Consider the following 14,292-nt stretch of genomic DNA (forward strand, 5'->3'; position numbering starts at 1 on the left):
ACTAGCCGGTGGCGTCGGTCTCCGCTTCGCGGGCGGTGTCGTCCTCGGACTTCTCAGCCCGGGTGCGACCCATGGCCGCGAGGAGCCCGCCGGGCAGCGCCAGCTGCGACAGGCCGGCGATCTCGAGCAGGTCGTTCTCGCTGCTGCCGCCGGGTTCCATCGCGAGCACCTGATCGTGCAGGCCCTCCATTTTCAGGTCGAGCCGGTTGGCGACATCCGCTGCCTGTTTCAGGTCGGAGACCAGATGCACCGGAACCGCGCCGCGGTACTTGTAGTAGATCTTGTGCTCCAGGCTTGCCCAGAAGTCCATCGCGACGGTGCGGATCTGGATCTCGACCGTGACCTCATCGACCCGGTCGGACATGAAGACGGGGATGTCGACGATCAGGTGCAGGCTCTTGTAGCCGTTGGGCTTCGGGGCAGCGATGTAGTCTTTGATCTCTAGAACCGTGACATCGAGCTGGCTGGTGAGCATGTCGAGGATGCGATACGTGTCGGAGATGAAGCTGCACGTGATGCGGATGCCGGCGATGTCCTGGATCTGGTCCCGAATGTCGTCGAGGACCAGCGGGCACCCCTTGCGAACGGCCTTCCTGAGGATGCCCTCGGGTGACTTCAATCGCGACGCGACGTGCTCGATCGGGCTGTAGTCGTGGATGGAGGCGAACTCCTCCTTCAAGATGTTGATCTTCGTCATCATCTCGTCGGTCGCGAACTTGTACGCGAGCATGAACCGGGCCAGCTCGGTCTTGAGCTCGCGGAGGTCGGCGAGGTCTCGGTGCGATGGGGCTGCCGGGTCGGATTCGGTGCCGGACCCGGGTTCGGTCCCGCTGTCGATCCCCGTGCCGCTCACCGTAGCTCCTTCTGGGCGCACACCAGACGGGCGCCGCCCGCCTATTGTCCCATGAGGGGCTGCGCGGCCGCTGATCGGCAGAGCCCGTCCGACCCCGTGCGCCGGCCCCGGCGCACGTTGCGGAAGCGGGCGCACGATAGAACGTGCGCCCGCTTCCGCAGGGTGCGCCCCAGCGAGGGTGCTCCGCTGCGATCAGGGCTGCGCGCGCAGCCAGACGGTGGTGTCGCCGGGCAGAGTGTTACCGGGCAGCGGGCCGCTGGCCAGGAGGAGCTCGCCGGTCGGCAGGGGCACGGATGCGCTGCCCGTGTTCGCGACGACCGTCACCGCGCCGTTGGTGAACGCCACGATCTCGTCAGCGTGGCCGTCCAGCCACTCCACCGAGCCGAGTCCGAGGGCGTGCTCCCGGCGCAGGCGCAGGGCCGACGTGTACAGCTCGAGGGTGGACCCGGCGACGCCGGCCTGCGCGTCGCGGGCGAGCCCCGCCCACTCGTCCGGCTGCGGGAGCCAGCTTGCCGCCGAGGGGCCGAAACCGTAGGAGGGGGCGGCGGCTTCCCAGGGGAGCGGCACGCGGCATCCGTCACGGCCGTAGCGTTCTCCGTTGGTGCGGAACCAGGTCGGGTCCTCGCGGGCGGAGTCGGGCAGGTGGATGACCTCGGGCAGGCCCAGTTCTTCGCCCTGGTAGAGGTAGCTGGAGCCCGGCAGCGCGAGCATCAGGGCCGAGGCGGCCCGGGCCCGGTGCAGGCCGATCACGGTGTCGGGGAGATCGGGCGTGTTCGGCCCGATGCCGTGGCCCTGCAGGTTCTCGTGGGTGAGCGCGAGGCGGGAGGCGTGGCGCACGACGTCGTGGTTGGAGAGCACCCAGGTGCTCGGGGCTCCGACCGCGCCGAACGCGGCGAGGGAGTCGTCGATGACGCGCCGGAGCGCAGGGCCGTTCCAGGGGGTCTCGAGGTAGGCGAAGTTGAAAGCCTGGTGCATCTCGTCGGGGCGCACCCATTCGGCCACATGGCTGAGCGGGTCGACCCAGGCCTCGGCCGCGAGGATGCGGTCGCCCGGGTACTCGTCGAGGATGAGGCGCCAGTCCCGGTAGATCTCGTGCACGCCGTCCTGGGCCCAGTACGGCGCGGCCGGGGCCGCTCCCGGGATGCTGCCGAGGTCGAGCACCGTGGCGCCGCCCATGCTGCCACCCTCGACGGGCGTGTAGTCGGGGAGGCCGGCCTCCTTGATCATGCCGTGGGCGACATCCACCCGGAAGCCGTCGGCGCCGCGGTCGAGCCAGAAACGCAGCACGTCGCGGAACTGCTCGCGTACCCAGGGGTTGTCCCAGTCGAAGTCGGGCTGGGTGGTGTCGAAGAGGTGCAGGTACCACTGGCCGGGCGTGCCGTCGGGGTTCTGGATGCGGGTCCAGGCTCTGCCGCCGAAGACGGAGTCCCAGTTGTTGGGGGGCAGCTCGCCGTTTTCGCCCGACCCGTCGCGGAAGATGTAGTGCGCGCGCTCGTCGCTGCCCTCCGGCGACGCGAGGGCCGCCTGGAACCAGGGGTGGTCGCTCGACGAGTGGTTCGGGACGAGGTCGACGATGACGCGGATGCCCAGGTCGTGCGCGGTGCGCTGCAGGATGTCGAAGTCGGCGAGAGTGCCGAACCGCGGGTCGACGTCGCAGTAGTCGGCCACGTCATAGCCGGCGTCGTGCTGCGGCGAGGTGTAGAACGGTGACAGCCAGATGGCGTCGATGCCGAGGCTCTGCAGGGCTGGCAGACGGCTCGTCACGCCGGCCAGGTCGCCCATGCCGTCGCCGTTGGCGTCCGCGAAGGATCGGGGATAAATCTGGTAGATAACGGCGGTGCGCCACCATTCTGTGCCTGTCATGGGAAAAACCTTACGGCATTCCTCACAGAATGTAAGCGTTTGCATGGCTTCTGACTTAAACGAACTCTACAAAATTTGGATGACTCTTCGCACTTGAGTTGTCAATCAATTGGGTAATGGCAATAATGTAAACGCTTGCACAATTGTCCATGTCCTTATGAAAGGCACACCAATGATGGTGAATAAGAAAGGCCTCCTGGCTGCTGGCGCAGTCGCGGTCGCCGCGTCCCTCGCACTGGCCGGCTGCTCCGGTGGTTCGACCTCCGATGACTCCAAGGCCGCCTCCGGGTCCGAAACGCTGACCGTCTGGGTCGACGCCGACCGCGCGGCGGTCCTCAAGGAGGCGGCAGCCGCCTTCACGAAGGAGTCCGGCGTCACGGTCAAGCTCGTGCAGAAGGACTTCGCGAAGATCCAGGAAGAGTTCATCGCCCAGGTCCCCACCGACAAGGGCCCCGATGTGACGATCGCCGCCCACGACTGGCTGGGTAACTTCGTCAGCAACGGCGTCGTGCAGCCGGTCGAACTCGGCGACACCGCGACCGACTTCCAGCAGGTGGCCGTCACGGCCATGAGCGTCGAGGGCAAGACCTACGGCGTGCCGTACTCGGTCGAGAGCATCGCCCTCCTGCGCAACACGGCCCTCGCGCCGACCGCCCCCGCCACCTACGACGACATGATCGCCGCCGGCACAGCAGCCGGTACGGAGTTCCCGTTCCTCGTGCAGGTCGGACCGGAGTCCGACCCGTACCACCTGTACCCGTTCCAGACCTCCTTCGGCGCCCCCGTCTTCGGCACCAACGACGACGGCAGCTACAACGCCGCGGACCTCTCCATCGGCAACGCCGGCGGCGAGGCCTACGCGGCCTGGCTCGCCAAGGAGGGCGCAGCCGGCCACCTGAGCGTGAACGTCACCAGCGACATCGCCAAGGAGAAGTTCAACGCCGGTGCGTCGCCGTTCCTGATCACCGGCCCGTGGAACGTGCCGGACGCCCAGAAGGCGGGCATCGACGTGGCCATCGACCCGATCCCGAGTGCCGGTGGCTCGCCCGCGCAGCCGTTCGTCGGTGTGCAGGGCTTCGTCGTCAGCGCCAAGTCCAAGAACGCCCTCGCGGCGAACGAGTTCCTGGTGAACTACATCGGTTCCGAAAAGGTGCAGACCGAGCTCTACGAGATCGGCGGCCGCGCACCGGCCCTGACCTCCGCATTCGAGGCTGCCAGCTCCGACCCGATCACCGCCGGCTTCGGCGCTGTCGCGGCCGAGGCCGTGCCCATGCCCAGCATCCCGCAGATGGGTAAGGTCTGGCAGTTCTGGGGCGTCACCGAGGCCGCGATCATCACGGGCGCCGGAGACTCCACGCAGCTGTGGCAGAAGATGACGGCCGACATCCAGGCCGCCATCAAGTAACACGCTCCACCTTCGCAGTTCTGAGGCTGCCCCGGTCTCTTCGGTCCGGGGCAGCCTCCTGCGAAAGAACCACGCACCACCCCGCGCCATCGCGCAACCCGGCACGACCAGAACGGCAGAGAGCGGACGAAGATGACCAGCACAGGCACTGAGCAGGGCGAAGCGACGGTCCCCCCCCAGGGCCCGGACGAGAAGCCGGTCCCGCAGTCCTCGCGCTCGAGACGGGCCGCCCGCGTGGCGGAGGCGGCATCCGCCGGGGTGAAGGTTCTCCTGGTCAAGATCGCGTTGCTCTCCATCGTGGACGCGATCAGCGTCTACGCGCTGATGGTGCTGTTCCTCCGTGAGGACTGGCTGGTCTTCGGCGCGGTACTGGTCGTGACCCTGATCGTCAACTGGATCTACTTCAGCCGGGCCAAGCTGCCCGCCAAATACCTCGCACCCGGCCTGATCTTCCTGCTCATCTTCCAGGTCTTCGTCATCGGGTACACCGGCTACATCGCCTTCACCAACTACGGCACCGGCCACAACAGCGACAAGCCGGACGCGGTCAACGCCCTGATCGTCTCGTCCCAGCAGCGCGTGCCCGACTCGCCCACCTACGACCTCACCGTGGTCGAACGGCTCGGCATGTACAGCTTCCTGGTCACCGACCCCGACGGCGAGATCAGCGTCGGAGGCACGGATGCCCCGCTCAGCCCGGTCACCGACGCAACCGTCGACGACAGCGGCAAGGCCGTGGAACTTCCCGGCTACACCAGCCTCGCGTTCTCCGACATCGTCGCCAACCAGGAAGCCATCGCGGCCCTCTCGGTGCCGCTCTCCGACGACCCCAACGACGGCACCCTGCGCACGCCCGACGGCTCGAGCGCCTACCTGTACCTCTCCGACCTCGTCTACGACGAAGCGGCCGGCACCATGACCAACACCACCACCAACGTCGTCTACACCGACAACGGTGAGACCGGCTCGTTCGTCGCCGCCGACGGAACCGAGCTGCTGCCCGGCTGGAAGGTGAACGTGGGTCTGGCGAACTTCGCCGAGGCCTTCGGTTCCGAATCGATCCGCGGCCCGCTGATCAGCGTGACCCTCTGGACCTTCGCCTTCGCCTTCCTTTCGGTTCTGACCACGTTCGCGCTGGGCCTGTTCCTGGCGATCGTGTTCAACAACCTGCGGATGCGGGGCCGCAACTTCTACCGCGTGGTCCTGATCCTCCCGTATGCGTTCCCGGCGTTCCTGTCGGCGCTGGTCTGGGCGGGCATGCTCAACCCCCAGTTCGGCTTCGTGAACCAGGTGCTGTTCGGCGGTGCGGAGATTCCCTGGTTGACCAACGAGTGGCTGGCGAAATTCAGCATCATCTTCGTGAACCTGTGGCTGGGCTTCCCCTATATGTTCCTGGTCTGCACGGGGGCGCTGCAATCGATCCCGGAGGAAATCCAGGAGGCCGCCACCGTCGACGGCGCCAGAAGCGGTCAGATCTTCCGCCTGATCAAGCTGCCGCTGCTGCTGGTCTCCGTCGCACCCCTGTTGATCTCGTCGTTCGCGTTCAACTTCAACAACTTCAACCTGATCTACATGCTCACCAACGGTGGTCCCCGGGACGTCACGGCCGGGGTGAACGTGGGCGCCACGGACATCCTGATCTCGATGGTCTACAAGGTGGCCTTCGTGGGGGCGAGCCGGGACTACGGTCTCGCCAGCGCGTTCTCGATCATCATCTTCCTGCTGGTCGCGATCGTGTCGATCATCAGCTTCAAACAGACCAAGGCGCTAGAGGAGTTGAACTGAGATGCGGATTGCAGCCCCCGACACCAGCGACCGGTACATCCCGACCAAACGACCGTTCAACCTGCGCAAGTGGTTCTTCGACACCGGATGGCGCCACCTGGTCGGCGCCGTCATGGTCGTCTTCTGCTCCTTCCCGCTGCTCTACGTATTGTCGGCGTCCCTGCACCCGGGTGGCACCCTGATCACCGCCAACGGCCTGTTCAGTGAGATCAACCTGGGTAGCTACGAGACCCTGTTCAACCTGCCGCAGCAGCCGTACGCGGACTGGTACGGCAACACGCTCCTGATCGGCACCATCACCTCGCTGTGCACCGTGTTCCTCGGGGCGCTGGCCGCGTATTCCTTCTCGCGCATGCGCTTCTCCGGCCGCCGCGCCGGGCTGCTGATGCTCGTGCTGGTGCAGATGTTTCCGCAGCTGCTCGCGGTTGTGGCGATCTTCCTGCTGCTGAACGGCATCTCCGACATCTTCCCGCTGATCGGGCTCGACTCGCAGATCGGCCTGATCATGGTCTACCTGGGCGGCGCGCTCGGCGTGAACACCTACCTGATGTACGGCTTCTTCAACACGATCCCGGCGTCGATCGACGAGGCCGCGAAGATCGACGGCGCCGGGCACGCCCGCATCTTCTTCACGATCATCCTGCGCCTCGTCGCGCCGATCCTCGCCGTGGTGGGGCTGCTCTCCTTCGTGGGCACGACCAACGAGTTCGTGATCGCCAGCATCGTGCTCATCACGCCCGAGAAGCAGACGCTCGCGGTGGGCCTCTACCAGTTCGTGTCCCAGGAGTTCTCCAGCAACTACTCGGTCTTCGCGGCCGGCGCCGTGCTCGCGGCACTGCCCGTGATGGCCCTGTTCCTGTGGCTGCAGAAGTACATCGTGGGCGGGCTGACCGCCGGATCGGTGAAGTAGGGCGCGCATGCTCCCGCACCACGACGGGTCGCCGCTCTACGTCTCCGACCAGGCCCCCCGACCGGGCGACACCGTTCGGGTTCGGGTGCGGGTGCCGGAGGCGTGGGGTGCCGCGGCATCCGTGCACGTGCGCTCGACGCCCGACCGGGAGCCGCGCTTCCACGAGGCCCGGCCGCTCGGCGCGTCGGACGGCTGGCAGTGGTGGGAGGCCGAGGTCGAGATCCTGAACCCGGCCAACGGCTACCGGTTCCTGATCAGCCGGGCCGACGGCAGCCACTGGTGGCTGAACGCCGCGGGGCTGTTCCCCTTCGAGACCCTCGACGCCGAGGACTTCACGCTGCTCAGCTACCCGGCCCCGCCGGAGTGGGCCGCCGCGACGGTGATGTACCAGATCTTCCCGGACCGGTTCGGGCGCTCCCCGGCCGCCGCGCTCCGCGAGACGCCGGCCTGGGCCGTTCCTGCGGCCTGGGGGGACCCGGTGGCCACGGGCCAGCCGGCCCGCTCGCACCAGTTCTACGGCGGCGACCTCGACGGCATCGTGGCTCACCTGGATCATCTCGAACGGCTCGGCGTGACGCTGCTCTACCTGACGCCCGTGTTCCCGGCCGGTTCGAGCCACCGCTACGACGCGGAAAGCTTCGACCGGGTCGACCCGGCGCTGGGCGGCGACGCCGCCCTCGTGCGGCTGGTCGAGGCCGCGCACGCGCGGGGCTTCAAGGTGATCGGCGACCTCACCTCGAACCACTCCGGCAACCGGCACGAGTGGTTCCGGGCCGCGCTGCATACCCCGGATGCCGCCGAGAGCGCCTTCTACTACTGGCTCGACGAGCAGAACGAGCGCTACGCCTCCTGGCTCGACGTTCCCGAGCTGCCGAAGTTCAACTGGTCGTCGACCGAGTTGCGCCGCCGCTTCATCGACGGACCGGGCTCGGTGGTCGCACGGTGGCTGCGGGCCCCGTTCCACCTCGATGGCTGGCGCATCGACGTGGCGAACATGACCGGCCGCCTGCAGGGTGAAGACCTGAACGCCCTGGTGCGGCAGACCATCCGTCGCACCATGATCGCGGAGAACCCAAACACGATCCTGCTCGGCGAGTCGACCAACGACGCCTCCGCGGACTTCCAGGGTGACGGCTGGCACGGCGCGATGACGTACACGACGTTCACCCGCCCGGTGTGGAGCTGGCTCTCGAAACCCGGCAGCCCCTCCTCGTTCTTCGGGCTGCCCTACGGCACCATCCCGCAGACCGATGGGCGGGAGTTCGTGGACGCCCACCTCCGGTTCACCGCCGGCTACCCGTGGCGCACCCGGCTGGCCACCATGAACGCGCTCGACACGCACGACACGCCGAGATTTCGCACCCACGCCATCGACGGGGGAGTGCCCGTGGCGTTCGGGTTGAGCGCGACCCTGCCGGGCATCCCGGTGGTCTTCGCCGGCGACGAGTTCGGCCTGATCGGCATCGACGGTGAGGGCTCGCGCACGCCGATGCCCTGGGACACGGCGGACGAACCCGAGGTGGCGGCGACGATCGACCTGTACGCGGCGCTGATCCACCTGCGCACCGCCCACGCGGCCCTGAACGGCGGCGGGATGCGCTGGGTGCACGTGGGCGCGGACGTGCTCGTCTACGTGCGCGAGTGCGCCGAGGAGTCCGTGCTGCTGGTCGCGGCCCGCGCCGCCGGCGCGGTGACCCTGCCTGCCGGGGCCGTGGTGGGGGAGCCGACCCGGCTCCTGGGTGACGCCGCCGTCAGCATGGTGGGCGGCGGCATCCGGGTCGAAACGGCCGGCCCGAGCTTCACCGCGTGGGCGCTGCCGGGGGTTGACGTCCCCGATTGAGCCGTGCGGTCATCGGGCCGCCCAACTTGGTGATAATATTTACCGGTTGCCGAAATGCGGCTTAGTTTTCGCTCACGCGGATGCTTCGCCCCCTTAGCTCATTGGTAGAGCACTTCCTTGGTAAGGAAGAGGTAGTGGGTCCGATTCCCACAGGGGGCTCTGGCTTGGAAGCTCTTGCAGCCGACAGGTCGTGGCGGGGTAGCTCAGTTGGTTAGAGCACACGGCTCATAATCGTGGTGTCGCGGGTTCAATTCCCGCTCCCGCTACACATAAAGGCCCTTTGACCAGGAATTCTACCGGTCACGGGGCCTTTCTTCTTTCGGATGCAACCCGGTTCCGCCGGCACGCGGACACACTCCGTCTCCGGGTGCCCGTGAACGGACAACGGGCCCCGGGACGAAGCGAACTGGGCGAACTCGTCTGCTGACGCTCGGTGGTGCCAGAGAGAACGAAACACGCCGCAGATCACAAGTACTTCCATAACTAAGACGGTCCGTGGCGACCGTTCGTCACGCCGAGGCCCGAAATAGTCGCCGAACAGCTCGCCTCACGCGAGGTCGTCGTCGTTTCGGGTTGCGGTCAGCAGTCGACGGATGCCCGGCGTCACCGGCGGCTGCGGGTCACCAGCGCGTCGACGGACGCCGAGGCCAGCAGCACGACAGAGCCGACTCCCAGGCTGACCCCGGCCGTCACCGTGCTGATCAGGCCGGGGTCTGCCGGCGCGGGAGCGGTCAGGTAGACCAGCGACACCACGCCGGCTGCCCCGCCGACCAGGGTCAGCAGGCTCTGCCGCACCAGCCCGGTGAGCAGCCGTCGATCGCTCGGATCCGCGAGCAGCCGCACATTGACGTTGAGCGTGCCCATCTCGAGGGCCTGCCCGATCTGGTCGAAGCGCCGCGGGAGCCGGCGCACGCTGGGGAGCAGCGCCAGCAGCTCGGTGGTTAGCAGCTCGCGCACGTTGGCCGGCGCCATCTGGTCGCGGATCTGCACGCTCGCCAGTGCGCGGGACTCCTCGAGCAGGTCGAACTCCGGCATCGTGGAGCGCAGGGTGCCCTCGAGCACGGCGAACGCCCGCGCGGCCGACACGAGCTCGGCCGGGATGCCCACGCCGTAGCGGGTGAGGATGGCCACCAGTACGTCGACGGTCAGCACGCTGACGCGCGCTCCCGGCCCGAGCTCGAAGGTGATGAATGCGCTCAGTTCGCGGCGGAACGCCTTCTCGTCGGCGCCCGCCCGCAGCGGGGCGAGCGCGAGGAGCCCGTCGGCGATGAGCTGGGTGTCGGACTGCAGGTAGGCGATCAGCAGTTCCTGGATCGCCTCCCGCAGCTGCAGGTCGAGCCGGCCCACCGACCCGAAGTCGACCAGGGCAGGTGTGCCGTCCGCCAGGAGCATGATGTTGCCGGGGTGCAGGTCGGCGTGGAAGACACCGTCGAAGACGATCTGGCGCACGAAAGCGCTGAGCACCGTGCGCATCGCGGCGCCGAGATCGGCGCGCGGGGCGCCGGGCTTCTCGTTCAGGTCGCTGAACGTGTCCCCGACGAGGTATTCCATCACGAGCACACGATCGCTGGACAGCGACTCGAACAGCTCGGGGAAGCGCAGCTCGCCGGCCCGCGGGCTGCGCAGCTGGAGGGCGCGCATGGCCGATAGGTTCAGGGCCTCCAAACGGAAGTCCAGCTGGCGCACGAGGTCGGCGGCGTAGTCCTCCGCGGCCGCCTTGATGCCCAGGGTCCTGGCCTGTGGCGACGTGAGGCTCATCACGTTCGTCACCCGCAGGGCGATGGCCACGTCGCGCCGCAGTTCGGGCACGATGCCGGGCCGCTGCACCTTGACCGCCACGACCGTGCCGTTCAGCAGCGTGGCGCGGTGAACCTGGCCGATCGAGGCCGCTGCGATCGGGTCGGGATCGAACTCGGCGAAGACGCCGGCGAGCGGGCCGCCGAACTCGTCCTCCAGCATCCGTTCGACCTCGTCCCAGGGGGCCGGTTGCACGCTCTGCTGCAACTGCGCGAGGGCCGTGACGAACTCCGGCGGCAGAAAGTCGGAGCGGGTGGAGAGCAGCTGGCCCATCTTGACGAAGGCGCCACCGGCCTCCTCCAGCGCGGCCCGCAGGCCCTCGGCCTGCACTGCGCGAACGGATGCCCCACTCGGGTTGGTCGTGAAGTCGAGCCGCCGCACCGGCAACAGCCCGTTCTTGCGGGCGATGCGCACGAGCTCGGCGAAGCGCCGCCCGCGCTGCAGGAACGGCCGAGGCAAGGCCGGACGGCTCCGCTCGGCGGCCAGGGTCAGTTTCGGAATGGTGATACCGCGTGCGCCGGCCACTGTTTCAGCTCTCTTGTCGCGCGCCGGCCGGAATGGCGGACGATCAGGACTCCAGCATGCCCGGTCCGGATGGGAGACGGGTGCGAAACGCCTGCCCGGACCAGATCGGGGCCGGGGACGTGAGTCGTGCCGCCCCGGGCGTACTCTGACCACGTGAAAACGTATACCGCCGCCCAGATGCGCGAGGCCGAGGCTCCTTTTCTGGCGGCGGGCGTGCCGTTGATGAAGCGGGCGTCGGCCGCGCTCGCCGCGGAGACGGCGGCGCTGCTCGAGATGCGCGGGGGAGTGCCGGGCGCGCGGCTGCTGGTGCTCGCCGGGGCCGGGAACAACGGCGGTGACGCGATGCACGCGGCGGCGCTGCTCGCCGGGCAGGGCGCACGGGTGACGATCGTGCCCACGGCGTCGCAGATGCACGCGGCCGGGCTCGCCGCGGCGCTCACGGCCGGCGCGGCGCTGCTGTCGCAGGACGAAACGGATGCCGTGCTGGCCGGCGCGGCACGGGCATCCGTTGTGATCCTGGACGGAATCCTCGGCACCGGAACGAGCGACAGCCCGGCGCTGCGCGGGCGAGCCCGGCAGACCGTGGCGGCGATTCTGCCGGTGCTGCACGGCCGCGCCGCGCCCCTGGTGGTGGCCGTCGACCTGCCCAGCGGGATCGGGGTCGACGACGGCGCCGTGCCGGACCCCGTCGTGCTGCCCGCGGACCTGACGGTGACCTTCGGCGGTTGCAAGTCCGGTCTGCTGCGGGAGCCTGCTGCGAGCCTGGCCGGGCGCATCGCGGTGGCCGACATCGGCATCGGCGAGGAGCTCGAGCGGATCGCGGCCCGGGATCGCGGGTAGGCCGCTCGCTGCGCAGTGTCTGCACGTTGACCGCTCGGTGTCCGGTCGGGCTCCGGGCGGCGGCACTTTCTGTGCGGTTTCCAAGGTCGCCGGCGTTGTGTTCTCCGCGGCCCGGAGTCTCAATGGAGGGTAGTCATTTCCCTGCACCGAGAGCGACAGAGGGGGTCGACACCGTGGTCAAAGTTCCGCTGGCATTGTTCATCGTCGTGGTCGGGATGTTCCAGACCCCCGCCGGGTTGTGGCCGTTCCTCGTGGTCCCGATGTGGCTGGTCTGGGAGATCCCCCTCATGGTCAGGCAGCTGCAGTTCACGCGCGCCGTGGAGCGCGACTGGGAGCAGCTCGTCGACCGCTGACGCCGCCCGTCGCATCCGTCGACTTGGACTTAACGGATGCGACCCGGGAGCATGGCCCCATGACCAATCTTCCCCGGCTCGGCCGCTACCGCATCGACGCCGTGCTGTTGCTGGTCGCCCTGGTCTGGGGTGGCAGCTACCTCGCCGCCAAGGTGCTCACCGAGCAGGCCAGCGTGGGTGCCGTGCTCGCGCTGCGTTTCCTGGTTGCTGCGCTGGCCCTGGCGCTGATCTGGGCGCTGAGCCGGCCGCGGCGGCCGACCCGCACCGAGCTGGCCGTGGGCGGGCTGCTCGGACTCACGCAGGCCGCGATCCTCTGGCTGGAAACGGCGGGCGTGGCCGTGACCTCGGCCACGAACGCGGGCCTGATCATCAGTCTGACGATCATCCTCACCCCGATACTCGAGTCGGTCGCGGCGCGCAACTGGTTGCCGCGCCCGTTCTTCGTTGCCGCGGTGCTCGCCGTCGTCGGGGTGGCGCTGCTGGTGTCCGGCAACGGATTCCGCGCCCCGAACCCGGGTGACCTGCTCATGCTCGCGGCGGCGCTGGTGCGGGCCCTGCACGTCACCATGGTGGGCCGGCTGACCCGGCGCACGGTGGCCGGTCGCCGGCCCGGCATTCTCACGATCACGCTGGTGCAGGCGGCCGTGGGCGCCGTCGTCTTCACCGCAGCGGATGCGCCGGGCACGCTCCGCGCGATCGGCGCCTTCGGCCCTGCCGCCTGGCTCGGCGTGCTCTACCTCGGACTGGCCTGCAGCGTGTTCGCGTTCCTGGCCCAGACCTGGGCGATCCGGCACACCTCGGCTGCGCGCGCCAGCCTGCTGATGGGCACCGAGCCGATCTGGGCGGTGCTCGTGGGGGTGAGCCTCGGCAGCGAGAGCCTCGGCCTGGTGGCGGTGCTCGGGGCCGGGCTGATCATCGCGGGGACCACCTGGGGGCAGCGGGTGGAGCAGGGGCACCGCCTGCGCGCGGTGCCGGCGCCCGCGGTGCCGGCCCCGCCGCATCCGTCGCCCGCCCTCGTTGACTGAAACCGGCCTGTTCGACGCTACGCGCGGCACTCCGGGCTGAAGACGGCCTGGGCGACCACCAGGTCCTGCCAGGACATGCCGGAACTCGTGAACACGCGGGGGCGGGTGTGGTCGACCGCGACCGTGCCGACGAGGATATCCCTCAGCGGCACCAGGGAGGCGGCGTCGATCACACCCTCCCGGAGCGGGATCAGCACGTCGCCGCCCTCCCGGAGAGCCACCTGGCGGTCTTCGACGACGACCTGGGCGCGCCCGATCAGCGCGCTGGGAAGCTCGCGGGCATCGGGCTCGTGCGACCCGACGGCCACAGTGCAGGAGTCCATCGGCACCAGGGAGGCGTCGAACAGCGGCGTGCGGGCGGTGGTGGCGCAGACGATCAGCTGCGCGTCGCCCACGGCGTCGGGGGTGCCGGTCTGCGCGGGCAGACCGCTCGCCATCACCCGCTCGACCAGCGCCTCGGCCCGGCCCGCGTGCCGGCCGACCACGGTGAGCCGGCCGATCCGACGGATGGCCCGCATCGCCTCGACATGGCCCCATGCCTGGGGTCCCGAACCGAACACCACGAGGTGCTCGATCACGGCGGGCGCGAGCAGGTCGGCGACGGCCGCGGACACCGCCGGGGTGCGCAGGGTCGTCAGCGCGACACCGTCGAGCAGGGCGACCGGGCTGAGCGTGCCGGCATCCATCAACAGGTACAGGCCCTGGATGCGTGGCCGACCGAGCTGCGGGTTGCCGGGCGCGACGGTGGCGACCTTGACGCCCACGAACCCCGCGGACTTCGACGGCATCAGCAGCAGTTGGCCCTGGTCGACGTTCAGGATGCTGCGGCTGAAATCGTGCGCCGGGTCGAGCCCACCGCGCACGGCGGCCTGCAGGGCGCGCACCGCGGCGCCGAAGCCGACGCGGGCGAAGACATCGTCGGCGGAGAACCACGGGGTCGATGCGTCGGAAGCCATGCTCCGACTGTACGTGGCGGGGTAAAGGGGGGCAGGTCACCCCGATGATGTCCTGCCCCCGACGAGGGGTGCTTTCGCTCCGGTCTCATACGGACCCTGCAATCAGGGACTAAGGATCGGTGCTCGGGGAGCAACCCCGC

The 14,292-nt window shown here is 69.0% G+C and carries 11 protein-coding genes and 2 tRNA genes; 9 read left to right on the forward strand and 4 right to left on the reverse strand.

Annotated features, from left to right (window positions below; genetic code table 11):
• Window position 1: 1 nt before the first annotated feature.
• Both E3T49_RS09505 and E3T49_RS09510 read right to left on the reverse strand, forming a co-directional pair.
• Window positions 2-853 (reverse strand): GTP pyrophosphokinase, encoded by an 852-nt coding sequence (locus tag E3T49_RS09505; protein ID WP_338145423.1) that lies wholly within the window; start codon window positions 851-853, stop codon window positions 2-4.
• Window positions 854-1,045: 192 nt separating this feature from the next.
• Window positions 1,046-2,716, reverse strand: coding sequence for a glycoside hydrolase family 13 protein (locus E3T49_RS09510; RefSeq protein ID WP_241972737.1), 1,671 nt, complete (start codon window positions 2,714-2,716; stop codon window positions 1,046-1,048).
• 172 nt (window positions 2,717-2,888) lie between these two features.
• Here E3T49_RS09510 and E3T49_RS09515 point away from each other — a divergent pair, with 172 nt between their 5' ends.
• The 6 genes from E3T49_RS09515 (at window position 2,889) to E3T49_RS09540 (ending at window position 8,922) form a co-directional block, all read left to right on the forward strand.
• Window positions 2,889-4,121, forward strand: a complete 1,233-nt coding sequence (locus E3T49_RS09515) for a sugar ABC transporter substrate-binding protein (protein ID WP_134424679.1) — start codon at window positions 2,889-2,891, stop codon at window positions 4,119-4,121.
• 132 nt (window positions 4,122-4,253) lie between these two features.
• Window positions 4,254-5,906: an ABC transporter permease subunit gene (locus E3T49_RS09520; protein WP_134424680.1), complete on the forward strand. Its 1,653-nt coding sequence runs from the start codon at window positions 4,254-4,256 to the stop codon at window positions 5,904-5,906.
• Between the two features lies 1 nt (window position 5,907).
• Entirely contained in the window at window positions 5,908-6,816 is a 909-nt protein-coding gene (locus E3T49_RS09525; RefSeq protein WP_134424681.1) for a sugar ABC transporter permease, read from the forward strand.
• Between the two features lie 7 nt (window positions 6,817-6,823).
• Window positions 6,824-8,656 (forward strand): glycoside hydrolase family 13 protein, encoded by a 1,833-nt coding sequence (locus tag E3T49_RS09530; protein WP_134424682.1) that lies wholly within the window; start codon window positions 6,824-6,826, stop codon window positions 8,654-8,656.
• An 87-nt stretch (window positions 8,657-8,743) separates the two neighbouring features.
• Window positions 8,744-8,815: transfer RNA gene (locus E3T49_RS09535), tRNA-Thr, on the forward strand.
• Window positions 8,816-8,848: 33 nt separating this feature from the next.
• Window positions 8,849-8,922 (forward strand) — tRNA-Met (locus E3T49_RS09540).
• Window positions 8,923-9,259: 337 nt separating this feature from the next.
• Here E3T49_RS09540 and E3T49_RS09545 read toward each other — a convergent pair.
• Window positions 9,260-10,978: an ABC1 kinase family protein gene (locus E3T49_RS09545; RefSeq protein WP_134424683.1), complete on the reverse strand. Its 1,719-nt coding sequence runs from the start codon at window positions 10,976-10,978 to the stop codon at window positions 9,260-9,262.
• A 153-nt stretch (window positions 10,979-11,131) separates the two neighbouring features.
• Here E3T49_RS09545 and E3T49_RS09550 point away from each other — a divergent pair, with 153 nt between their 5' ends.
• From E3T49_RS09550 to E3T49_RS09560, 3 genes are all read left to right on the forward strand, one after another.
• Complete coding sequence (locus tag E3T49_RS09550; RefSeq protein ID WP_241972738.1) at window positions 11,132-11,818, forward strand: NAD(P)H-hydrate epimerase; 687 nt, start codon at window positions 11,132-11,134, stop codon at window positions 11,816-11,818.
• Between the two features lie 173 nt (window positions 11,819-11,991).
• Window positions 11,992-12,171 carry a hypothetical protein gene (locus tag E3T49_RS09555; protein WP_134424684.1) on the forward strand — a complete coding sequence of 60 codons (180 nt, stop codon included), beginning with the start codon at window positions 11,992-11,994 and terminating at the stop codon, window positions 12,169-12,171.
• Between the two features lie 59 nt (window positions 12,172-12,230).
• A complete protein-coding gene (locus tag E3T49_RS09560) occupies window positions 12,231-13,196 on the forward strand; it encodes a DMT family transporter (protein ID WP_134424685.1) in 966 nt (321 codons plus the stop codon).
• A gap of 17 nt (window positions 13,197-13,213) precedes the next feature.
• Here E3T49_RS09560 and E3T49_RS09565 read toward each other — a convergent pair whose 3' ends face one another.
• On the reverse strand, window positions 13,214-14,152 hold the full coding sequence (locus tag E3T49_RS09565; protein ID WP_134424686.1) for an ornithine cyclodeaminase family protein: 939 nt from the start codon (window positions 14,150-14,152) through the stop codon (window positions 13,214-13,216).
• Window positions 14,153-14,292: the final 140 nt, after the last annotated feature.

The organism is Cryobacterium cryoconiti (assembly GCF_004403065.1).
Classification (GTDB): domain Bacteria; phylum Actinomycetota; class Actinomycetes; order Actinomycetales; family Microbacteriaceae; genus Cryobacterium; species Cryobacterium cryoconiti.

Excerpts from the sequence above, each read along its gene's own strand:
- E3T49_RS09520 (WP_134424680.1), top strand. The coding sequence starts at position 4,254 with ATGACCAGCACAGGCACTGAGCAGGGCGAAGCGACGGTCCCCCCCCAG.
- E3T49_RS09515 (WP_134424679.1), top strand. The coding sequence starts at position 2,889 with ATGATGGTGAATAAGAAAGGCCTCCTGGCTGCTGGCGCAGTCGCGGTC.
- E3T49_RS09530 (WP_134424682.1), top strand. The coding sequence starts at position 6,824 with ATGCTCCCGCACCACGACGGGTCGCCGCTCTACGTCTCCGACCAGGCC.
- E3T49_RS09525 (WP_134424681.1), top strand. The coding sequence starts at position 5,908 with ATGCGGATTGCAGCCCCCGACACCAGCGACCGGTACATCCCGACCAAA.
- E3T49_RS09565 (WP_134424686.1), bottom strand. The coding sequence starts at position 14,152 with ATGGCTTCCGACGCATCGACCCCGTGGTTCTCCGCCGACGATGTCTTC.
- E3T49_RS09560 (WP_134424685.1), top strand. The coding sequence starts at position 12,231 with ATGACCAATCTTCCCCGGCTCGGCCGCTACCGCATCGACGCCGTGCTG.
- E3T49_RS09510 (WP_241972737.1), bottom strand. The coding sequence starts at position 2,716 with ATGACAGGCACAGAATGGTGGCGCACCGCCGTTATCTACCAGATTTAT.